We start from the raw sequence: 20,742 nt of genomic DNA on the forward strand, positions 1-20,742 counted from the left end.
TACTCCATTTTTAATTTGCCAACCGGAAGGCGGTCAGCTTGCCATCCACGTTCTGCACCAGCAGCACCCCGTCTACGACGATTGGCTGGGCAAGCAGGGCGTCACCGCCGCTCTTTGCCCGTGCAGCCATCGCCCCATCGGCGGTCTTCAACCAGTGCACGTATCCCTTGTAGTCACCGACCACCACGTAGTCGCCGTGCAGCGCCGGGCCGGTCAGCGAACGACGCGCCAGCTCGGTCTGCGACCACATTGCTGCGCCGGTCGCCTTGTCCAGGCCGAACACGCCGCCCTTGTTGTCGGTGACGAAAACATTGCCCGACGAAACCGCCACGCCACCCGCGCCGCCATGGTCGCGCGCCCACAGCGGGCGACCGGTCGGGCCTTCGATGGCCATGGTCTGGTTCTTGAAGCTGCTCACATAGAGGGTGTTGCCCTCCAGCACCGGGGCGCCATCGACGTCGGCCATACGCTCCAGCTCGGTACGGCCTTCGCCGTTGCCGAGGCTCTGTTCCCACAGGGTGCGGCCATCCTGCATGGCAAGCGCGGCAACCGCGCCTTCATCCTTGCCGATGAACAGCACGCCCGGACCGGTCACCACCGGCGCGTTGCCACGCACGGTCAGCGCCGGCAATTCGCTCGGGTTGAACCACTTCTGGGTGCCGTTGCCGACATCGAAAGCGGTCACACGGCCATCATTGCTGCGCACGAAGACCATGCCCTGGGCAACGGCCGGCGCGGCAATGACTTCACCCGGAACACGGGCGCGCCATTTCTCGCTGCCGTCGTTGATGTCCAGGGCGATGACCTGGCCATCGAGCGTGCCGATCACGACCAGGTTCTCACCGACACCCGGGCCACCGGACAGGCGCAGCTTGGCCTTCTTCTTTTCCTTCTTCGGCTCCCAGGTCCAGACCTTCTTGCCGGTCTGCAGGTCGATGGCGTGGACGCCACCGGTGATCGCCGCGGCGAACACGTGGCCGTTGGCCACTGCCGGGCCCTGGCGCACGCCGATGCGGCGCTCGCCCTTGCCGAGGTTGACCGACCAGGCCTTGTTGACCTTCACGGAGGGCTCGAACTTGACCAGTTCAGCCGGCTCCTGGGCCTTCTTCGCTGCCGCGTCCTTGCCGGCGAACCAGCCCTTCACGGTGCTGCAGCCAGTCAACGCCATGCCCATCAGGAGCACGGTGGCGACGCGGGTGATCATGACCTTCTGACTCATCAAACCGACTCCGCAGGGGCGGCGACCGTGCCGCCAGCATCCATAACCTTGGTTTCCAGCAGGCGCCGCTGCGGCGCTGCCACGTCCAGCGTCTTCAGCGCCTTCTCGTACTGTGCACGGGCGTCATCGCGCTTGCCCTGCGCCATCAGCGCGTCGCCATGGATCTCCAGGCTGCTGCTGTCAGTGGCGCTGCCGAGCAGCTTGATGGCCTCGTCGCTCTTGCCGGTAGCCACCAGCAGGCGGGCCACGCGCTGGTCGACCACGCGCTGCAGGTCGCCTTCGACCTTCACGGCGCGCAGGGTGGCCAGCGCTTCTTCGTTCTTGCCGGCGTCGACCTGGGCCTTGGCCAGCTGCAGCGCCGCGAGGTCGCCGTAGATGCTGGACGGGCCGGCTTCGAGCGCCTTGACCGCCTTGGAGGCGTCGTCAAGCTTGTTCTGCTGAAGGCCGACCAGGGCCTTCTGGTACTCGACATTGGCCGAGGCCAGCTTGCCGCCCTGATCCTTCTGGTACCACTGCCAACCGGCAATGGCACCGATGGCGATGACTACGCCACCGAGGATGCTGGCGCCATTCTTCCGCAGCCAGCTGCGGACGCGTTCACTTTGTTCGTGCTCGTCGAGCAGATCGTCGATCGCCATGCGTACTCTCGCCCCGCCCGTCGGGAGGGACCATTGGGATTAATCGAAGGTGGTGAAACCGCGCCTCAGTGCGAAACCGGGACTACGGAGCCTTCAGAGGATACCTGAAAGCGTGCCACGTTGGCTCGCTGGTAGGGGGTCAGATCGACGATAGCGCCATTCTGCTGAACCTGGACCGCCGAGGCATTGCCCAAGGTAACGCGGGCAACCTGGCCCGGGGTGAAGCTGCGGCTCTCGCCGGACTTGATCAGCGCCTTCTCGACACTGGTACCGTCCGGGCCGCCGATATCGACCCAGCTGTCGCCATTGAACTGCATGTCCAGCATATTGGCCGCGGCAGCAGCCGGGGCCGAACGCGGCACAGGAGCCAGCGAGGCCACGTACGGGGTTGCCGCCGGCTTGCTGGCCGGAGCAGCCGCCACTTCGACCGGCGTGGACGGCTCGATGCCTGCTGCGGACGGGGTCACCGGCACGGCGGCCGGCAGCGCATCCAGCGACGCGGTATTCGGCGCCGGGGTGGCACTGCCATCGAAGTGGCCACGGGTGGCGAACCACACCGGCACGGCCAGCACCGCGGTGATACCGACATAAAGCACGCGCCGCCCGAGGTTCTCGGCGATACGGCGCGCACGCGGGGTATGGGTATGGCTGACCAGGGTGGGCGGGACCACCGGCCCGACCTGGGCCTGCTCCAGCAGCTGGCCCACGTCCACATCCAGCAGGCGCGCATAGCTGCGCAACTGGCCGCGCACGAACACGGGCGCGCCGAGCTTCTGCCATTGTTCTTCTTCCAGCGACCTGACCACCTGGATCGGCATGCGCAGGCGCGAGCCGACATCTTCGAGGGTCAGTCCGGCCGCCTCACGGGCCTGGCGCAGGCGGGTGCCGCAGCCGGCCGCAGTCTCGAGAGCGCTCACAGTCTGGTCATCAATCACAATGCATCAACCCTGGAGTTAGGAGCCCGCTTCCTGCGGAAATTCCTGTCGAATCCGCTGAATATAGCGATCAGATGCCGCCCGATCACCCAGCCGCGCTTCGATTTGAGACGCAAGTTGTAACACGGAACGCGTTGCGGGTGCAGCTGCAATCCTACGTTCGGCGAAGGCCCGGGCCTCCATGTAGCGGCCCTGGCGGAAGCTCAGCTGGGCCATCGCCTCCAGCGCGACCGGGTTGCCGGGCAGCACCGCCAGCGCCGCGCGCAGGTCGCGCTCGGCACGTTCGAGCTGGCCGGCATCCAGCGCGCAGCCGCCGGCGTTGGCCCGGGCCTCGGCCACGGCGGGATAGCCCGGGGCATTCAACGCGCGGTCGAACCACACCAGCGACTCGGCCGGCCGACCCTGCTGGCACAGCCAGGCGCCGTAATTGTTGAGAAGATCGCCACGCTGCGGCGCCAGCTCGGCGGCCCGCCGGAACATCTCGCCGGCCTGCTGGGTACGGCCACGGCGCTCGTCGATGCCGGCCAGCAGCACCAGTGCATCAGGCGATTCGGGCGCCAGCTTCAGCGCCTCGCGCGCCTTGCGCTCGGCCCCGCCGAGGTTACCGACCTGCATGTCGCGGGCCGCCAGTGCCAGCAGGTCCTGCAGGCGCACCTGGCGCCGCACGTTGTCCGGATCACGAACCGAGTAGACCGGTGCCTCACTGGGGCCCAGCTTGGCCTTCGGACGGGACTTGCAGCCGGTGACCGTGACGGCCAGCACGCCTGCGATCAGGACCAGCCAGAGGCGGTCAGGCCGCGGCATCGCTCCCCTTCCCCGCCTGCAGCGTCTTGTTGAACTCGGCCTGGCGACGGGTACGGTCCATCACCTGGCCCTTGAGCTGGCCACAGGCGGCGTCGATGTCGTCGCCCCGGGTGCGGCGGACCATAGTCAGCACGTTGCTGTCGAGCAGGATCTTCTGGAAGGCGCGGATATGCGCTTCTTCCGAACGCTCGTAGCGGGTGCCCGGGAACGGGTTGAACGGGATCAGGTTGACCTTGCCCGAATCCTTGGCCTGCACCGCGTTGTCGAACTGGCGCATCAGGCGCGCCAATTCACGGGCATGCTCGGGCTTGTCGTTGATGCCCTTCATCAGGGTGTATTCGAAGGTGACCGATTCGCGGCGCTTGTTGGCGCGCAGGTAACGTGCGCACGAAGCCATCAGCTCGGCGATCGGATACTTCTTGTTGAGCGGCACCAGGGTCTCGCGCAGCGCATCGTTGGGCGCATGCAGCGACACCGCCAGCGACACGTCGCTTTCGGTGGACAGGCGGTCGATCTGCGGCACCAGGCCGGAGGTCGACAGGGTCACGCGCTTGTTGGCCAGGCCGTAGCCCAGGTCGTCGCGCATCACGCTCATGGCGCGCACGACGTTGTCGAAATTCATCAACGGCTCGCCCATGCCCATCATCACCACGTTGGTGAGGCGGCGCATCTGGTGCGGCACGTTGCCCAGGTGGCGCGCGGCAACCCACACCTGGCCGATGATCTCGGCGGTGGTCAGGTTGCGGTTGAAGCCCTGGGTGGCGGTGGAGCAGAACGTGCAGTTCAGGCCGCAACCGACCTGCGAGGACACGCACAGCGTGCCACGGGTCTTGTCGGGGATGTACACGGTCTCGATGGCGTTCTTGCCATCCACGCCCATCGCCAGCAGCCACTTGTGGGTGCCGTCGGCGGAGGGCTTGTCGAACACGATGTTCGGGACGAGGACCTCGGCATGCTCCTGCAGCTTGGCGCGCAGGACCTTGCCGAGGTCGGTCATCTCATCGAACTCGGTGACGTAGCGATGGTGGATCCACTTCATCACCTGATGGGCACGGAACTTCTTCTCGCCAAGAACCTCGACGAAAAACTTCTCCAGGCCCGCGCGATCGAGGTCGAGCAGGTTCTGCTTGCCAGCCGTGGGTGCCGACTTCGGCAGCGGCTGGATGGCGGGTGTCTGTACGACCTCGTTCACGGCATTACTCTCAGCGCGAAACGACTTCGGTGGCGGCGAAGAAGTAGGCGATTTCAATCGCTGCATTCTCGACCGAGTCCGAGCCGTGGGCGGCGTTGGCATCGATGGATTCGGCGAAGTCGGCGCGGATGGTGCCTGCGGCGGCTTCCTTCGGGTTGGTGGCGCCCAGCAGGTCGCGGTGGGCCAGGACGGCGTTCTCGCCCTCCAGGGCCTGGATCATCACCGGGCCGGAGATCATGAACTCGACCAGCGCGTTGAAGAACGGACGCTCGCGGTGCACGGCGTAGAAGCCTTCGGCTTCACGGCGCGACAGCTGCTTGTACTTGGCGGCCACGACCTTCAGGCCAGCCTTTTCGAAGCGGGCGTAGATTTCGCCGATGACGTTCTTGGCAACGGCGTCCGGCTTGATGATCGAAAGGGTGCGCTCCAGCGCCATGGGATGTCTCCAATGGAATCGGGCCGCTGATGGCCCGAAGGGTAACAAAAAAAAAGCCGCGTCGAAACGCGGGCTTAGCCTGATAAACGTGCGCGGATTGTAAGAGATATCGCGGCAGGGTGGTAGTGCCGGCCGCAGGGGTCGGATCCCCGCAGGGGCTCTGACTCCATTCCGGGGCCAGCACCGGGGTCGGAGCCCCGGGGGGGATCCGACCCCAGCCACCACCCCATTCACCCACCTGAGCGGATTCTGACCATCCGGTCGATTTTTGCTGCACTGCAAAATGCCATACGCTACCGTCTGGTTCTAGTATCAAACAATCGTTTGATTAAGGTCCGCCCGCCCGATGGCCAAGCCCGCCCACTTCTCGACCAAGGACCGGATCCTCGGCGCCGCCGAGGAGCTGTTCGCCCAGCACGGCTTTGCTGGCACCTCGCTGCGCCAGGTCACCAGCCAGGCCGACGTCAACATCGCAGCGGTGAACTACCACTTCGGCTCCAAGGAAAACCTGGTCAACGAGGTCTTCCGCCGCCGCATGGACGAAATGACCGGCGCCCGCCTGTCGCAGCTCGAGCGCGCCCGCGCCGAGCACCCCGGCCAGCTGCGCCCGGTGCTGGCCGCCTTCGTCGAGCCGGCCCTGGCCATGGCCCAGGACCGGCAGAGCGGTGGCGCCTTCGTGCGTGTGATCGCGCGCGCCTATGCCGAGAAGAACGACAACCTGCGCAAGTTCCTGTCCGACCATTACGGCCATGTGCTGCGCGCGTTCGGCAAGGCCATCGCCGAATGCGTGCCCGGCCTGAGCAAGGAAGAGCTGTACTGGCGGCTGGATTTCCTGGCCGGTTCGCTCACCTATGCCATGGCCGACTTCGGGCTGATCAAACGTCCCGCCGGTGTCACCGAAGCGGCGCATCGTGCCCATGCCGCCCATGAACTGATCCATTTCGCCGAGGCCGGGTTCCGCGCCGCCGCACGCAGCGGCAGCGCCCTGCCCGCCTCCATTGATTCCACCCAGTAACTGCTGACCAACAAAGGCCCTACACCATGTCCAATTCCCTGCTAGTCCGCCGCGCCGCCGTGCTGGGTGCCGGCGTCATGGGTGCCCAGATCGCCGCCCACCTCACCAACGCTGGCGTCGACACCGTGCTGTTCGACCTGCCTGCCAAGGAAGGTCCGGCCGACGGCATCGTGCTGAAGGCGATCGCCAACCTGGGCAAGCTGAGCCCGGCGCCGCTGGCCAGCAAGTCGCTGGCTGAAGCCATCACCCCGGCCAACTACGAAGGCGGCCTGGAACAGCTGAAGGACTGCGACCTGATCATCGAGGCCATCGCCGAGCGCATGGACTGGAAGCAGGACCTGTACAAGAAGATCGCCCCGTTCGTGGCTGATCACGCGGTGCTGGCCTCCAACACCTCGGGCCTGGGCATCAACAAGCTGGCCGACGTGCTGCCCGAACAGCTGCGCCACCGCTTCTGCGGCGTGCACTTCTTCAACCCGCCGCGCTACATGCACCTGGCCGAGCTGATCCCGGCCACCACCACCGACGCCTCGGTGCTGGAAGGCCTGGAAGCGTTCCTGGTCACCACCCTGGGCAAGGGCGTGGTGTACGCCAAGGACACCCCGAACTTCATCGGCAACCGCATCGGCGTGTTCTCGATCCTGTCCACCATCCACCACACCCAGCAGTTCGGCCTGGGCTTCGATGAAGTGGACGGCCTGACCGGCCCGCTGGTCGGCCGCCCGAAGTCGGCCACCTACCGCACCTCCGACGTGGTCGGCCTGGACACCATGGCGCACGTCATCAAGACCATGGGCGATACCCTGCCCAACGACCCGTGGCATGAATTCTTCAAGTCGCCGAAGTGGCTGGACGCGCTGATTGCCAAGGGCGCACTGGGCCAGAAGACCGGCGCCGGCATCTTCCGCAAGGTCGGCAAGGACATCGTGGTGCTGGACCTGGAAAAGCAGGACTACCGTCCGGCTGACCGCGCCGCCGCACCGGAAGTGGTCGAGATCCTGAAGATCAAGAACCCGGCCGAGAAGTTCGCCAAGCTGCGCGAGAGCCAGCACCCGCAGGCGCAGTTCCTGTGGGCGACCTTCCGCGACCTGTTCCACTACAGCGCCTACCACCTGGCCGACATCGCCGAGACCGCGCGCGACGTGGACCTGGCCATCCGCTGGGGCTACGGCTGGTCGCTGGGCCCGTTCGAAACCTGGCAGGCTGCCGGCTGGAAGCAGGTCGCACAGTGGATTGCCGATGACATCGTGGCCGGCAAGAGCATGAGCAACGCCCCGCTGCCGGATTGGGTGTTCGATGGCCGCGATGGCGTGCACGCCGCCGAGGGCAGCTACAGCCCGTCGCGCAACGCCAAGCTGCCGCGCTCGTCGCTGCCGGTGTACCAGCGCCAGCGCTTCCCGGATCCGCTGCTGGGCGAGAAGTTCGCGCCGGGCGAGACCGTGTTCGAGAACGACGGCCTGCGCATGTGGCACGACGGTGATGGCATTGCCGTGGTCAGCTTCAAGACCAAGATGAACACCGTCTCCGACCACGTGCTCGACGGCTTGCAGGAGTGCGTCACGCGCGCCGAGAAGGACTTCCAGGGCCTGGTGATCTGGCAGCAGAAGGAGCCCTTCTCCGCCGGTGCCGATCTGGCCGGCGCGCTCGGCCTGCTGCAGGCCGGCAAGGTCGACCAGTTCGAAGCGATGGTGCACAACTTCCAGCGCACCAGCCAGCGCATCAAGTACTCGCTGGTGCCTGTGGTGGCTGCGGTGCGTGGCCTGGCCCTGGGTGGCGGCTGCGAGTTCCAGATGCACAGCGCCAAGACCGTGGCCTTCCTGGAAAGCTACATCGGTCTGGTCGAGGCCGGCGTCGGCCTGCTGCCGGCAGGCGGCGGCCTGAAGGAACTGGCCGTGCGTGCCTCGCAGGCCGCTGGCCCGGGCGGTGACGTGTTCGCCGAACTGAAGAAGACCTTCGAGACCGTGGCGATGGCCAAGGTGTCCAACTCGGCGGTCAACGCCCAGGAACTGGGCCTGCTGCGCAGCACCGACAAGGTGGTGTTCAACAGCTACGAGGCGCTGTACATCGCCAAGGCTGAAGCACGTGCGCTGGCCGAAGCGGGCTACCGCCCGCCGCTGCCGGCACGCCGCATCCAGGTCGCCGGTGACGTGGGTATCGCCACCTTCAAGATGATGTTGGTCAACATGCTGGAAGGCCGTTTCATCAGCCCGTACGACTACGAGATTGCCGAGCGCATCGCCACCGTGCTGTGCGGCGGCAAGGTCGACCGCGGCACCCTGGTCGACGAAGAGTGGCTGCTGACCCTGGAGCGCAAGCACTTCGTTGAACTGGCCCAGCAGGAAAAGACCCAGGCCCGCATCGCGCACATGCTGAAGACCGGCAAGCCGCTGCGTAATTGATTGATGGCGGGTGCCGGCCACGGGTCGGCATCCCTCTGCCTCTGGTAGGTGCCCACCTTGGTGGGCACACCGGCAAAAAACTTCGAGAGATCACTGCAATGACCAAGCAAATCCAGGACGCCTACATCGTCGCCGCCACCCGCACCCCGGTTGGCAAGGCGCCCAAGGGCATGTTCCGCAACACCCGCCCCGACGACATGCTCGCCCACGTGCTGCGCAGCGTCGTGGCGCAGGCGCCGGGCGTGGACGTCAACCGCATCGATGACGCGATCATCGGCTGCGCGATGCCCGAAGCCGAGCAGGGCATGAACGTGGCCCGCATCGGCGTGCTGCTGGCCGGCCTGCCGAACACCATCGCCGCGCAGACCGTGAACCGCTTCTGCTCCTCCGGCCTGCAGGCCGTGGCGCAGGCGGCCGACGCGATCCGCCTTGGCAACGCCGACCTGATGCTGGCCGGCGGCACCGAATCGATGTCGATGGTGCCGATGATGGGCAACAAGATCGCGATGGCCCCGAGCGTGTTCGACAACGACCACGTGGCCATCGCCTACGGCATGGGCATCACCGCCGAGAAGGTCGCTGAAGAGTGGAAGGTCTCGCGCGAAGACCAGGACGCGTTCGCCCTGGCCTCGCACCAGAAGGCCATGGCCGCCATCCAGAACGGCGACTTCAAGGACGAGATCAGCCCGTACGAGATCGTCTCGCACCAGCCCGACCTCGCCGACGGCAAGCGCATCATCACCCGCAACAAGATTGCCGACACTGACGAAGGCCCGCGCCCGGATTCCTCCGCTGAAGGCCTGGCCAAGCTGCGTCCGGTGTTCCGCAACGGCCAGTTCGGCGGCACCGTCACTGCCGGCAACTCCTCGCAGATGAGCGATGGCGCCGGCGCCGTGCTGCTGGCCTCGGAGCAGGCGATCAAGGATTACGGCCTGACCCCGCTGGCGCGTTTCGTCAGCTTCTCGGTGGCCGGCGTGCGTCCGGAAGTGATGGGCATCGGCCCGATCGCCGCGATCCCGAAGGCACTGAAGCAGGCCGGCCTGACCCAGGACCAGCTGGACTGGATTGAGCTCAACGAAGCCTTCGCCGCGCAGTCGCTGGCGGTGATCCGCGATTGCGGCCTGGACCCGAGCAAGGTCAACCCGTTGGGCGGCGCGATCGCCCTGGGCCATCCGCTGGGCGCAACCGGCGCGATCCGTACCGCGACCCTGCTGCACGGCCTGCGTCGTCGCCAGCAGAAGTACGGCATGGTGACGATGTGCATCGGCACCGGCATGGGCGCAGCGGGTATTTTCGAGGCACTGTAAGGTTCAAGGCGCTGCCGGCTGCAGTGTCGGTTTGCTGTGGGGCCCGGGTGGGTGAGACTGCCCGGGACACGCCGTGAACCCCCCTCCGGGGTCCGGCCCAGCCGCTAGCGGCTGTGCGTTCGGGCGCTTGCGAAGCAGTGCTTCGCAACCAAAGCGCCCTCACCCTTGGGGGCTCGATGGCGCCATCCATGGCGCCAACGGTCCCGGTCAGCCTCACCCACCCGCGCCATCCATCATTCCGCGCGGCGGAGGGGGGAGCAAAGGCAGGATCAAGAGCTGGGGTCAGAGCCCTTTGCTACGCAAAGGGATCCGACCCCGACTCGACGCTCGCGGAAACGAAAAAGGCAGCCATCGGCCGCCTTTTTTGCTTTTGCTCTTGCCCTTGATTCCGCCCTTCCCGTCCGCGCCCGCAGGAAACCTGACAGGCGGGGCGGGTGGGCCTTTGCAGGACCGTTCGCCGCATGGATGCGGCGACCGAGCCCCCATGGACGGGTTTACGGCGTGTCCTGCAAAGGCCCACCCGTCCCGCCCATCACGTATCAATCAAGGCGCCGCGAACGGAGCGCTTGAAAACACCTTATTCCGCCAACATCGCCGCCAGCTTCTCGCGTGCCGGGCCGGCCAGCTTCGGGTTGTCCAGCGCGAAGCGAATCGTCGCCTCCACCAGCCCCAGGTGCGTACCGCAATCGAAACGCGTGCCCTCGAAACGATAGGCATCCACCTCTTCGGTCTTCAGCAGCTGCGCGATCGCATCGGTCAGCTGGATCTCGCCGCCGGCACCACTGCCCGTCTGCTCCAGCAGTTCGAAGATCTTCGGGCTCAGCACGTAGCGGCCGACCACGGCCAGGTCGCTCGGTGCGTCCTCCGGCTTCGGCTTCTCCACGATCTGAGAGATACGGCCCTTGCGGCCATCGAACGCATCGGTGGCGACAATGCCGTAGCTGGCGGTCTTGTCATGCGGCACGTCTTCCACCGCGATCACGCTGGCGCCACTGACTTCGTTGAGGTCGGCCATCTGCTTCAGCGCGCCATCGCCACGGTTCCAGATCAGGTCGTCCGGCAGCAGCACCGCGAACGGCTCGTCACCGATCACAGCCTTGGCACACAGCACCGCATGGCCCAGACCCAGCGCTTCAGCCTGGGTCACGAAGATCGCACGCACGCCGTTGGGCAGCACATGGCGGATCATCTCCAGCTGTTCCAGCTTGCCGGCACGCTCGAGCTTCTGCTCCAGTTCGTAGGCCTTGTCGAAGTAATCGGCCACCGCATGCTTGTAGCGGTTGGTGATGAACACCAGCGTGTCGCAGCCCGCTTCGATCGCTTCATCAACCGCGTACTGGATCAGCGGACGATCAATGATCGGCAACATTTCCTTCGGCACCGTCTTGGTTGCCGGCAAAAAGCGCGTCCCGAGCCCTGCCACTGGAAAAACTGCCTTGCGAATTCGCTTGCTCATTGGTGCCTGTTGGCCTCACGTGCCGGAAAGGGCACGACTTTAGCGGATGAAATGTAAGCATCCTGTTCGATGGGAGAGAACTCCGGCATCGTCGCGAACAGGATCTCCTGGATGCTGGTGGTGTCGTAGCTGCACACCGCCTCGCGCAGGCGCGGGACATTGCCCAGCACCACATCGCGCGCGAACGTGCGCACACCGGCCTCGAGAATCTTCGGGTGCGCGGTCGAACGATAGTCCTCGTCCGAATAGAACAGCGTCTCGTGCAGCTTCTCGCCCGGGCGCAGGCCGGTGTAGATGATCGGAATGTCCTTGTACGGCTGCTTGCCGGCCAGGCGGATCATCTGTTCGGCCAGGACGCGGATCGGCACCGGCTCACCCATGTCAAGCGTATAGATCGCACCATGCGAGGCTGACGCGGCGGCCTGCAGAATCAACTGGCAGGCCTCCGGGATGGTCATGAAGTAGCGGCTGACCTCCGGGTCGGTGACAGTAACCGGTCCGCCGCGCAGGATCTGCTCGCGGAACAGCGGCACCACGCTGCCGGCCGAGGCCAGCACGTTGCCGAAGCGCACGGTGACGAACCGGGTATGCGTGGACCTCTGGTCCAGGCTCTGGCAGATCATCTCGGCGTAGCGCTTGCTGGCACCCAGCGCATTGACCGGATCAACCGCCTTGTCGGTAGAGATGAACACGAAATGCTCGACGTGCGCCTCAAGGCAGGCACGAGCCACGTTCTCGGTGGCCAGGATATTGTTTCGCACCGCTTCGCGCAGCTGACGCTCCAGCACCGGCACATGCTTGTAGGCAGCGGCATGGAACGCGGTATCGACCGGATGCAGCGACAACGCGTGGCGGATCACCGCTGGGTCGCCACAGTCGCCCAGTACCGCTTCGACCTCGACATCGGGGAAGCTGCGGCGCAGCTCGCCTTCAATGGTCAGCAACAGCAGCTCGCTGATCTCCAGCAGGATGATGCGGCCGGCGCCGTGGCGCGCACACTGGCGGCACAGCTCCGAGCCGATCGAGCCACCGGCACCGGTGACCATCACCGTACGGCCGCCCAACCAGCCGCGAATCAGGTTCCAGTCCGGCATGATCGGCTTGCGGCCGAGCAGATCCTCGATCGCCACTTCCTTCAACTGCCCTGGCAGCGACTGGCCCTGCAGGATGTCGCTGAGCTTGGGTACGGTACGGAAAGGCACGCCGGTGCTTTCGCAGATGGCGACGATCCGCTGCATGCCCGCTGCATCCAGCGACGGAATAGCAATGACCAGCAGCTTGGCCGCCGTCTCGCGGACCACCGCCGGCGCGTCGTCCAGGCCGCCCAGGATGGGCAGCCCCTGCAGCTTGGCCCCACGCAGGTGGGGCGCATCGTCCAGCAGGCCCACCGGTTCGAAGTTGCCCGACCGGCGCAGGTCGCGGACCAGGGTCTCGGCCGCCTGGCCGGCACCGAGGATCAACACGCGCCGCGCGGACGAATCCGACTGCAGCGACTGGTAATCCTTCCAGGCCCGGTACAGCAGCCGGGGCGCACCCAGCAGCGCCGACAGTGCGAACGGATAGATCACCAGCACCGACATCGGCACGCCATCGAAGCGCTTCCACATCAGCACCAGCACGATGGCGACCATGCCGATGAAGCTGGCCTTGAAGATGTTCAGCAGGTCGCTGACGCTGGCGAAACGCCACAGCCCGCGATACAGGCCAACGCGCCAGAACACCAGGCCCTGCAGCAGCAGTACCAGGGTGGTGTCGACATTCCACAGGGGAAGCGCGGGCGCGTTGGGAAGGATCGAGTAGCGCCCCGCATGGAGCAGCTGCCAGCATGCCCAGACCATGAAGAGGTCGTGGCAGACGATGGCCGAACGCGGCATCAGGCCGAGGATTCTGTCCCGCCAGGGTGAAGCCATGAGTCAGATAGTTCCTTGTCGGTGACGCAATCCATTGCGCAGGAGGAGCCAAAGGACGCTCAGCGCAATGAACCACGCGATCGCCACGACAGCCTCCCACCTCGGCTGCAAATTCGAGCAGACATTAAGCACTGTAATACTGAACAGGCCCAAAGCAAAGTACATCCCTGTCACCTGAGCGTGGCTGGCTCCTGCCTGGACCGCCCTCTGGTAGACGTGCTGGGTATGGGGTTCCGTCCAGCGTTGCCCGGAAATGATGCGCGCCAGCAGTGTGAAGCCTGCGTCCACAAGGAACGCCGAGGCCGGAACCAGCAGCAGGATCCAATTGATGTCGGTACGCACGCTGGCGATCGCCAGAACCACCGCCACGGCATACCCCAGCGCGCCACTTCCGACATCACCCATGAAGATCCGTGCCCGCGGAAAGTTGAACGGCAGGAATCCCAGGCAGGCCAGGCCCAGCGCCACGGCCGCGAGCGAATAGGGCCAGGGCAGCACCGGCGCCAGGCCCAATGCGACCACGATGGCCTGGCTGGCGGCAATGCCGTTGATCCCATCCATGAAGTTCCAGATGTTGATCAGCGAGGCAGTGAACAGCAGCACCAGCATGGCCAGCAGCCAGCTGCCACCATTCACCTTGACCAACGCAGCCAGCAGCGCGGCGGCGATGAAGTGCACCAGCAGCCGGCGCATGGCCGGAAGCGGCTTGTGATCGTCCCACCAGCCGATGCCCGCGACCAGGACCAGGCCGAGACTGGCAACCAGCAGGCTGGGCGTTGCTTCGGGCCAGGCCCACATCGCCACGCACGCCGTAACGAGCAGGCTGATGACGATGGCGATGCCGCCACCGCGCGGGGTTGCCACGCTATGGCTGCGGCGTTCGCCGGGCTGGTCCATCAGCTGCCGGCGCAGCGCGTAACCGCGTGCCGCCCAGGTCAGCGCCGCACTCAGCAGGGCCAATCCCAGCAGCGCCCCCATCACAAACCACGGCATGGATCAGAGCACCGCGTAGTTCAGCAGTGGCTTGACCGTGCCCCACTCTTTGCAGCTCGGGCACTGCCAGTGGTGGGTGCGCGCGCCGAAGCCGCAGCGGGTGCAGCGGTAAGCGGGGTTGCGGACCAGCAACTGGTCGGTGATGTGCTTGAGGTCGTGCAGGGTCGCCGTGGAATCGGCGCCTTCGGCCAGGGTCAGGTCGATCAGCGCGGACTCGCCACGTACCGAAGGACGATCCTTGAGCTGGCGGCCGAGGTAGGCACGGGCCGGGGCCACGCCCTCCTGCTCTTCCATCAGGCGGGTCAGCGCCAGCACCGGAGCGATACCACGATAGTGCTCGGTCATTTCCGAGAGGAACGCACGCGCACCGCCGAGGTCACCGACCTTGCGGTAGTTGGCCATCAGCGCAGGCAGCAGCTCGGGCAGGTACTCGGGATCGTTGCGGGCCGCGCGCTCGAACGCGCGCACGGCGGCTTCGGCGTTGCCGGCATCCGTTTCCAGGCGGCCCTCGATGATGCCGGCACGCACCGACATCGCGTCGGCCTGGTAGGCGCGGGCAATCGCTGCCCTCGCCTCTTCCAGCTTGCCGGCGCCGCGGAAGCGCTCGGCCAGCTCGCACTCGAACTGGCCGATCAGCTTGCCCATCGGCTCGCCGGTCACGTCCTCGAAGCGGGTGGCATTGTCGATCGCCTTTTCCCAGTCACGCTCAGCCTGGTAAATGCCGATCAGGTGCTTGAGCGCCTGCGGAGCACGCTGGTCCAGCTGCGCCAGTTCGGTGAACACGGTCTCTGCGCGGTCCAGCAGGCCGGACTTCATGTAGTCCTCGCCCAGTGCCAGCAGCGCCTGCACGCGCTGCGCGTCGCTCAGGTCGTGGCGGTTGACCAGGCCCTGGTGCAGGCGGATGGCGCGATCGACTTCACCACGGCGGCGGAAAAGATGGCCCAGCGCGACCTGGGTCTCGAAGGTTTCCTTGTCCAGCTCGGCGATGTGCAGGAACAGCTCGATGGCCTTGTCCGGCTGTTCGTTGAGCAGGTAGTTCAGGCCGCGGAAATAGGTGCTGGACAGGCGGCTGACCTGGTTGTCACCGTGGCGTTGCCCGCCACGCCGGCCGATCACCCATCCGGCCAATGCGGCCAGCGGAACGAACAGGAAAAACCACAGCCACTCGGTGACGAAATCCATCTTCGGTCAGCGTCCATCAAAAGATTGCGGGGGAACCACCGGCGCCGACGTGGCGGCAACGGACTTGTTGGCGCGGCGCAGCTGGCTGTAGAGCGGAATGACCACGCTCACCAGCACCAGGCCGGCGCCGACGATCACGCCGATCAGCAGCGCGGCAATCAGCGCCACGCCGACGGACGTATTCAATTGGGTGAACAACAGGTTGATCGACATCGCGGTCATGTTGACCGCACCAATGATCAGCCCAAGGATCAGCACCGCCAGCAGGACCAGCAGACGAAAAACCTTCATGCGACAGCTCCAGTGGCAGGAGACCGTAGCTTATCCGACTCGCGGCTCGATTCGCACGCGGTGGCGCGACGGCGGGGCGGGCTCAGGCCGGATCGGCGTCCAGCGGCAGCACACTGCTGACCCGCTCGCGCAGTTCCTTGCCCGGCTTGAAATGGGGGACGTGCTTGCCCGGAAGGGCCACCGATTCACCGGTCTTCGGGTTGCGGCCCAGGCGCGGCGGACGGTAGTGCAGCGAGAAGCTGCCAAAGCCACGGATTTCGATGCGATCCCCGGCAGAGAGGGAACCGCCCATCATTTCCAGCAATGACTTGACCGCCAGATCGACATCATCGGCCTTCAGGTGCGCCTGCCGGCGCGCAAGGATTTCGATCAGTTCGGATTTGGTCATTACCGGCTCACATCAGGGGCATCTCAGCCTGAAACGGCCCGGGCAGTGCCCGGGCCGTCCAGGAAACAACGAACAGCGTAAGGCCGATTACTCGGACTTGTTGCCGCTCAGCTGCGCACGCAGCAGCGCGCCCAGCTGGGTGGTGCCGCTGGCAGCCGAAGAGGACTGGTATTCCTCCAGCACTTCGCGCATTTCCGCGTCGTCCTTGGCCTTGATCGACAGCTGCAGGGTGCGGCCCTTGCGGTCCATGCCCACGAACTTGGCTTCGACCTTGTCGCCGACCTTCAGGTGCTGGGTGGCGTCGTCAACGCGCTCGTTGGCGATGTCGCGGGCCGAGACGTAACCTTCGATGCCGTCAGCCAGCTCGATGATCGCGCCCTTGGCGTCGACTTCCTTCACCACGCCCTCAACCTTGGAGCCCTTCGGATTGGCAGCCATGTACTGGCCGAACGGATCCTGCTCCAGCTGCTTGACGCCCAGCGAGATGCGCTCACGCTCCGGATCGACAGCCAGGACAACCGCGTCCAGGGTGTCGCCCTTCTTGAAGTTGCGAACGATGTCTTCGCCAGTGGTCGCCCAGCTGATGTCGGACAGGTGAACCAGGCCGTCGATGCCGCCGTCCAGGCCGATGAAGATGCCGAAGTCGGTGATCGACTTGATCTGGCCCGACACCTTGTCACCCTTCTTGTGGGTGGCAGCGAAGGTTTCCCACGGATTGGCGGCAACCTGCTTCATGCCCAGCGAGATGCGGCGACGCTCCTCGTCCACGTCCAGGACCATGACTTCAACTTCGTCACCGACCTGCACGACCTTGGACGGGTTGACGTTCTTGTTGGTCCAATCCATTTCGGAAACGTGCACCAGGCCTTCGACGCCCGGCTCGATCTCGACGAACGCGCCGTAATCGGTGACGTTGGAGACCTTGCCGAACACGCGGCTGTTGGCCGGGTAACGACGGGCGATGTTATCCCACGGATCTTCGCCCAGCTGCTTCAGGCCCAGCGAAACGCGGTTGCGCTCGCGGTCGAACTTCAGCACGCGCACGTCCAGCTCGTCGCCGACGTTCACGACTTCGGACGGATGGCGCACGCGCTTCCATGCCATGTCGGTGATGTGCAGCAGGCCGTCGATACCGCCCAGGTCCACGAACGCGCCGTAGTCGGTCAGGTTCTTGACGACACCCTTCAGGATCGCGCCTTCCTGCAGCTTGTCCATCAGCTGCTCGCGCTCTTCCGAGTGCTCGCTTTCGACGACAGCGCGGCGCGAAACCACGACGTTGTTACGCTTGCGGTCCAGCTTGATGAGCTTGAACTCGAGCTCCTTGCCTTCCAGGTAGGCCGGATCGCGCACCGGGCGCACATCGACCAGGGAACCCGGCAGGAAGGCGCGGACATCCTTGATGTCCACGGTGAAACCACCCTTGACCTTGCCGCTGATGCGGCCGGTGATGGTTTCGTTCTTTTCCAACGCTTCTTCCAGCTCGTCCCACACCATCGCGCGCTTGGCCTTCTCGCGCGACAGGACGGTTTCGCCGAAGCCGTTCTCGATCGAGTCGAGGGCGACCTTGACGATGTCGCCTTCGGCGACGTCGATTTCGCCAGCGTCGTTACGGAACTGTTCGATCGGCACGATGCCTTCGGACTTCAGGCCAGCGTTGATCACCACGACGTCGCCGCGGACTTCAACAACGGTACCGCTGACGATGGCGCCCGGCTTCAGCTTGGCCAGGTTGGCCTGGCTGGCTTCAAACAGTTCGGCAAATGATTCGGTCATTAGATTTACTCTGTTGGACACATGGGTCGGTGGCGTCCCCTTCAGGGGAATGGCGACCGCCCGCCTGTTGGTCGACCCCGGAAACGCAGGTCGTGTGTAGTAGGAAAACCGCCACGCATCATTGCGCGACGGAGCTGGTACAGCACTGCTTTGCGCGACCACCACCGGTGTTGCTGGCAGTACTCCCGCGCGAACGGATCAGGCAGCCGGAACCGGAAGCAGATCCATCACTCGGGCAACGACATCATCGATGCCGATGCCTGTGGTGTCGATGAGGACAGCATCGTCTGCCGGCTTCAGGGGCGCCACGGTACGCTGAGCATCACGGGCGTCGCGGGCCATGATCTCGCGCAGGAGGTCATCAAAGCTAACAGAAACCCCCTTGTCTTTCAACTGCTTATGCCGGCGCTCGGCGCGCTCCTCGGCACTGGCGGTCAGAAAGACCTTGTAGGACGCGTCCGGGAAGATCACCGTGCCCATGTCACGGCCATCGGCGACCAGGCCCGGCAGTTCCCTGAATGCGCGCTGGCGCTCCTTCAGGGCGGCACGGACCTCAGGAATGGCGGCAATGGCCGAGGCCAGCGCCCCCGTGGTCTCCAGGCGCAGCTCGTCGGTGGCATCGGTGCCGTTGACCAGGACCCGCATGGCCTCGCCCTGCTCGACAAACTGGACGTGGGTGTCGAAGGTGCAGCGGACCAGCGCCGAGGCATCCGAGGTATCGATGTCGGCCCAGCTGGCAGCCACGCCCACCGCCCGGTACAGCGCGCCCGAATCCAGGTAATGCCAGCCCATCCGGCGCGCCACGATGCGGCTGATGGTACCCTTGCCGGCCCCGGATGGGCCGTCGATGGTCAGGACGGGAGCAAGTGGATTCATGGGGGTCCCAGAGCGTGTGAAGAGGCCATTCTAGCCTCTGCCAGATGCCCCCAGCAGGTTCTTTTGTGCAACCACTTGAAACCACGAGGAAAAGCCCGGTAGAATGGCGGGCTTGAACGAGCGTCAACTGCCGATTGTCTTTCGCATATCGCGGCCACGCTCCACCCGAACAACTACTGTTTACGCCGAGGTATGCCATGAAAGTCCTGTCCTCCCTGAAGTCGGCGAAGGCCCGTCACCGTGACTGCAAGGTCGTGCGTCGTCGTGGCAAGATCTTCGTCATCTGCAAGTCGAACCCGCGTTTCAAGGCGCGTCAGCGCTAAGCCTCACAGCCCTCGCGGCTGCGGCTGGCCCTACGCGGGGCCGACCCGATGCAAAAAGCCGCCTTCGGGCGGTTTTTTGTTTATGCGGCTTTTTCCTGCCGTTTTTGCTGTAATCGCCGTTCTTGACCACTGGGGAGTAGTTCGAGATGAAGCGTTACCTGTCCGCCCTGGCCATGCTGGCCACCCTGGCCGCCGCCACACCGGTGCTGGCCGATACCCTGCTTGTCGACCGCGCCCGCGAAAAACCAGCTGGTGCCCTGCCCGCGCGCGGCCAGAGCATGCAGCAGGTGCAGGCGCAGTTCGGTGCACCAAGCGAGCAGCTGCAGCCGCGTGGCGGGCAGAAACGGCAGTGGCCGACCATCAACCGCTGGGTGTACCCGCAGTTCACCGTCTACTTCGAGAAGCAGAAGGTGATCAACGTGGTGGCCAACCAGGCGGACCCGAACGAAATCGGCCCGAAACCGCCGATCCGATGATCCCTCTACCCGCCGTGCGCGGGCCTGTGTAGCGAGACCATGAACCAGACCCTTCGTTTTCCTGCCGAATGGGAAGCCCAGAGCGGCATCCTGATTGCCTGGCCCACCGCCGACACCGACTGGGCCGACCGCCTGGGCCAGGTGGAAGAGACCTACATCGCGCTGGTCGCGGCGATCACCCGCTTCCAGCCGGTGCTGATCTGCGTGGCCGACGACGATGTGGAGACCTATGCCGAGATGCGGCTGCGCTCCAACCGCATCGACATGGACAAGGTCCACTTCACCACGGCGGCCTACGACGATACCTGGCTGCGCGACTCCGGCCCGATCACCCTGCGCCGCGCCGATGGCGGCTTCCAGCTGCTGGACTTCCGCTTCACCGGCTGGGGCGGCAAGTTCGACGCGACCCTGGATGACCAGCTGGTGGGCGTGCTCGACCAGGCCGGCGTGTTCAACGACGCACCGGTGCGCAGCATCCCGTTCGCGCTGGAAGGCGGCGGCATCGAGACCGACGGTGAAGGCACCCTGCTGACCACCTGGAAGTGCCTGCACGAGCGCCACCCGGACCGCGACCGGGCAAGCCTGACTGCCGACCTGGCCGACTGGCTGCAGCAGGATCGCGTGCTGTGGCTGGACCACGGCTACCTGGAAGGCGACGACACCGACGCCCACATCGACACCCTCGCCCGCTTCGCCTCGGCCGACAGCATCGTCTACCAGGCCTGCGACGACCAAAGCGATTCGCACTACGCCGAACTGCAGGCGATGGGCAATGAGCTGGCGGCGCTGCGCACCAAGGACGGCCAGCCGTACCGCCTGTTCCCGCTGCCGTGGGCACAGCCGGTGATCGACGAAGGCCGCCGCCTGGCTGCGTCGTACGCCAATTACCTGATCGTCAACGGTGCCGTGCTGATGCCGGCCTACGGCGATCCGGCCGATGACCTGGCCCGCGACGTGCTGGCGCAGGCGTACCCGGGCCGCGAGGTCGTGCAGGTGCCGTGCCGCTCGCTGATCTGGCAGAACGGCAGCCTGCACTGCATCACCATGCAGCTGCCGGAAGGCCTGTTGAAGGCATGACGGTAGTGCCGGCCGCTGGCCGGCAACCATGCAATGCCTGATGGATCCACGG

The 20,742-nt window shown here is 65.5% G+C and carries 21 protein-coding genes; 6 read left to right on the forward strand and 15 right to left on the reverse strand.

Annotated features, from left to right (window positions below):
* Positions 1-10: 10 nt before the first annotated feature.
* The 6 genes from bamB to ndk form a co-directional block, all read right to left on the reverse strand.
* Positions 11-1,219: an outer membrane protein assembly factor BamB gene (gene bamB, locus AC07M7_RS10905; protein ID WP_495207381.1), complete on the reverse strand. Its 1,209-nt coding sequence runs from the start codon at positions 1,217-1,219 to the stop codon at positions 11-13.
* Positions 1,219-1,857, reverse strand: a complete 639-nt coding sequence (locus AC07M7_RS10910) for a YfgM family protein (RefSeq protein WP_046986536.1) — start codon at positions 1,855-1,857, stop codon at positions 1,219-1,221. The genes bamB and AC07M7_RS10910 overlap by 1 nt, the downstream gene beginning before the upstream one ends.
* Before the next feature lie 65 nt (positions 1,858-1,922).
* On the reverse strand, positions 1,923-2,792 hold the full coding sequence (locus tag AC07M7_RS10915; protein ID WP_495207382.1) for a RodZ domain-containing protein: 870 nt from the start codon (positions 2,790-2,792) through the stop codon (positions 1,923-1,925).
* An 18-nt stretch (positions 2,793-2,810) separates the two neighbouring features.
* Entirely contained in the window at positions 2,811-3,596 is a 786-nt protein-coding gene (gene pilW, locus AC07M7_RS10920) for a type IV pilus biogenesis/stability protein PilW (protein ID WP_428708998.1), read from the reverse strand.
* On the reverse strand, positions 3,583-4,788 hold the full coding sequence (rlmN, locus tag AC07M7_RS10925; protein WP_065723019.1) for a dual-specificity RNA methyltransferase RlmN: 1,206 nt from the start codon (positions 4,786-4,788) through the stop codon (positions 3,583-3,585). Before rlmN ends, pilW begins: the two co-directional genes overlap by 14 nt.
* 10 nt (positions 4,789-4,798) lie before the next feature.
* Positions 4,799-5,224 (reverse strand): nucleoside-diphosphate kinase, encoded by a 426-nt coding sequence (gene ndk / locus AC07M7_RS10930; RefSeq protein ID WP_008265389.1) that lies wholly within the window; start codon positions 5,222-5,224, stop codon positions 4,799-4,801.
* Between the two features lie 346 nt (positions 5,225-5,570).
* On the opposite strand from ndk, the gene AC07M7_RS10935 reads away from it, so the two are divergent.
* From AC07M7_RS10935 to AC07M7_RS10945, 3 genes are all read left to right on the forward strand, one after another.
* Positions 5,571-6,239 carry a TetR/AcrR family transcriptional regulator gene (locus AC07M7_RS10935; protein WP_046986532.1) on the forward strand — a complete coding sequence of 223 codons (669 nt, stop codon included), beginning with the start codon at positions 5,571-5,573 and terminating at the stop codon, positions 6,237-6,239.
* A gap of 26 nt (positions 6,240-6,265) precedes the next feature.
* On the forward strand, positions 6,266-8,638 hold the full coding sequence (locus AC07M7_RS10940) for a 3-hydroxyacyl-CoA dehydrogenase/enoyl-CoA hydratase family protein (protein ID WP_495207383.1): 2,373 nt from the start codon (positions 6,266-6,268) through the stop codon (positions 8,636-8,638).
* A gap of 98 nt (positions 8,639-8,736) precedes the next feature.
* Positions 8,737-9,945, forward strand: coding sequence for an acetyl-CoA C-acyltransferase (locus AC07M7_RS10945; RefSeq protein ID WP_046986530.1), 1,209 nt, complete (start codon positions 8,737-8,739; stop codon positions 9,943-9,945).
* 577 nt (positions 9,946-10,522) lie between these two features.
* Here AC07M7_RS10945 and galU read toward each other — a convergent pair.
* The 8 genes from galU to cmk form a co-directional block, all read right to left on the reverse strand.
* A complete protein-coding gene (galU, locus tag AC07M7_RS10950) occupies positions 10,523-11,401 on the reverse strand; it encodes a UTP--glucose-1-phosphate uridylyltransferase GalU (protein ID WP_428708995.1) in 879 nt (292 codons plus the stop codon).
* Positions 11,398-13,311 carry a polysaccharide biosynthesis protein gene (locus tag AC07M7_RS10955; RefSeq protein ID WP_046983804.1) on the reverse strand — a complete coding sequence of 638 codons (1,914 nt, stop codon included), beginning with the start codon at positions 13,309-13,311 and terminating at the stop codon, positions 11,398-11,400. Before AC07M7_RS10955 ends, galU begins: the two co-directional genes overlap by 4 nt.
* Before the next feature lie 3 nt (positions 13,312-13,314).
* A complete protein-coding gene (locus tag AC07M7_RS10960; protein WP_495207384.1) occupies positions 13,315-14,304 on the reverse strand; it encodes an MraY family glycosyltransferase in 990 nt (329 codons plus the stop codon).
* A 3-nt stretch (positions 14,305-14,307) separates the two neighbouring features.
* A complete protein-coding gene (gene lapB, locus AC07M7_RS10965) occupies positions 14,308-15,486 on the reverse strand; it encodes a lipopolysaccharide assembly protein LapB (RefSeq protein WP_012510791.1) in 1,179 nt (392 codons plus the stop codon).
* Positions 15,487-15,492: 6 nt separating this feature from the next.
* A complete protein-coding gene (locus AC07M7_RS10970) occupies positions 15,493-15,777 on the reverse strand; it encodes a LapA family protein (RefSeq protein WP_046983806.1) in 285 nt (94 codons plus the stop codon).
* A gap of 82 nt (positions 15,778-15,859) precedes the next feature.
* The gene (locus AC07M7_RS10975; RefSeq protein WP_005409286.1) at positions 15,860-16,165 is read right to left on the reverse strand and encodes an integration host factor subunit beta; all 306 of its coding nucleotides are present in this window, start codon (positions 16,163-16,165) and stop codon (positions 15,860-15,862) included.
* An 87-nt stretch (positions 16,166-16,252) separates the two neighbouring features.
* A complete protein-coding gene (gene rpsA, locus AC07M7_RS10980) occupies positions 16,253-17,938 on the reverse strand; it encodes a 30S ribosomal protein S1 (RefSeq protein ID WP_012510790.1) in 1,686 nt (561 codons plus the stop codon).
* 198 nt (positions 17,939-18,136) lie between these two features.
* Entirely contained in the window at positions 18,137-18,814 is a 678-nt protein-coding gene (gene cmk, locus AC07M7_RS10985; RefSeq protein WP_046983807.1) for a (d)CMP kinase, read from the reverse strand.
* A gap of 197 nt (positions 18,815-19,011) precedes the next feature.
* Here cmk and ykgO point away from each other — a divergent pair, with 197 nt between their 5' ends.
* Positions 19,012-19,137: a type B 50S ribosomal protein L36 gene (gene ykgO, locus AC07M7_RS10990; protein WP_005409283.1), complete on the forward strand. Its 126-nt coding sequence runs from the start codon at positions 19,012-19,014 to the stop codon at positions 19,135-19,137.
* A 30-nt stretch (positions 19,138-19,167) separates the two neighbouring features.
* Here ykgO and AC07M7_RS10995 read toward each other — a convergent pair whose 3' ends face one another.
* Positions 19,168-19,446 (reverse strand): hypothetical protein, encoded by a 279-nt coding sequence (locus tag AC07M7_RS10995; protein ID WP_480982511.1) that lies wholly within the window; start codon positions 19,444-19,446, stop codon positions 19,168-19,170.
* On the opposite strand from AC07M7_RS10995, the gene AC07M7_RS11000 reads away from it, so the two are divergent.
* On the forward strand, positions 19,341-19,613 hold the full coding sequence (locus AC07M7_RS11000) for a hypothetical protein (RefSeq protein ID WP_428709117.1): 273 nt from the start codon (positions 19,341-19,343) through the stop codon (positions 19,611-19,613). The two genes, AC07M7_RS10995 and AC07M7_RS11000, sit on opposite strands and share 106 nt — an antisense overlap.
* A 39-nt stretch (positions 19,614-19,652) precedes the next feature.
* On the forward strand, positions 19,653-20,690 hold the full coding sequence (locus AC07M7_RS11005) for an agmatine deiminase family protein (protein WP_295378291.1): 1,038 nt from the start codon (positions 19,653-19,655) through the stop codon (positions 20,688-20,690).
* Positions 20,691-20,742 lie beyond the last annotated feature (52 nt).

The sequence above is a fragment of the Stenotrophomonas sp. GW821-FHT09E08 genome (genome assembly GCF_059416125.1).

Bases quoted from the DNA above. Each gene is read 5' to 3' on its own strand.
- AC07M7_RS10955 (WP_046983804.1), bottom strand. From the start codon at position 13,311: ATGGCTTCACCCTGGCGGGACAGAATCCTCGGCCTGATGCCGCGTTCG.
- rpsA (WP_012510790.1), bottom strand. From the start codon at position 17,938: ATGACCGAATCATTTGCCGAACTGTTTGAAGCCAGCCAGGCCAACCTG.
- galU (WP_428708995.1), bottom strand. From the start codon at position 11,401: ATGAGCAAGCGAATTCGCAAGGCAGTTTTTCCAGTGGCAGGGCTCGGG.
- AC07M7_RS10975 (WP_005409286.1), bottom strand. From the start codon at position 16,165: ATGACCAAATCCGAACTGATCGAAATCCTTGCGCGCCGGCAGGCGCAC.
- bamB (WP_495207381.1), bottom strand. From the start codon at position 1,219: ATGAGTCAGAAGGTCATGATCACCCGCGTCGCCACCGTGCTCCTGATG.
- cmk (WP_046983807.1), bottom strand. From the start codon at position 18,814: ATGAATCCACTTGCTCCCGTCCTGACCATCGACGGCCCATCCGGGGCC.
- AC07M7_RS11005 (WP_295378291.1), top strand. From the start codon at position 19,653: ATGAACCAGACCCTTCGTTTTCCTGCCGAATGGGAAGCCCAGAGCGGC.
- AC07M7_RS10940 (WP_495207383.1), top strand. From the start codon at position 6,266: ATGTCCAATTCCCTGCTAGTCCGCCGCGCCGCCGTGCTGGGTGCCGGC.
- ykgO (WP_005409283.1), top strand. From the start codon at position 19,012: ATGAAAGTCCTGTCCTCCCTGAAGTCGGCGAAGGCCCGTCACCGTGAC.
- AC07M7_RS10960 (WP_495207384.1), bottom strand. From the start codon at position 14,304: ATGCCGTGGTTTGTGATGGGGGCGCTGCTGGGATTGGCCCTGCTGAGT.
- AC07M7_RS10945 (WP_046986530.1), top strand. From the start codon at position 8,737: ATGACCAAGCAAATCCAGGACGCCTACATCGTCGCCGCCACCCGCACC.
- ndk (WP_008265389.1), bottom strand. From the start codon at position 5,224: ATGGCGCTGGAGCGCACCCTTTCGATCATCAAGCCGGACGCCGTTGCC.
- pilW (WP_428708998.1), bottom strand. From the start codon at position 3,596: ATGCCGCGGCCTGACCGCCTCTGGCTGGTCCTGATCGCAGGCGTGCTG.
- lapB (WP_012510791.1), bottom strand. From the start codon at position 15,486: ATGGATTTCGTCACCGAGTGGCTGTGGTTTTTCCTGTTCGTTCCGCTG.
- AC07M7_RS10935 (WP_046986532.1), top strand. From the start codon at position 5,571: ATGGCCAAGCCCGCCCACTTCTCGACCAAGGACCGGATCCTCGGCGCC.
- AC07M7_RS10970 (WP_046983806.1), bottom strand. From the start codon at position 15,777: ATGAAGGTTTTTCGTCTGCTGGTCCTGCTGGCGGTGCTGATCCTTGGG.
- AC07M7_RS10910 (WP_046986536.1), bottom strand. From the start codon at position 1,857: ATGGCGATCGACGATCTGCTCGACGAGCACGAACAAAGTGAACGCGTC.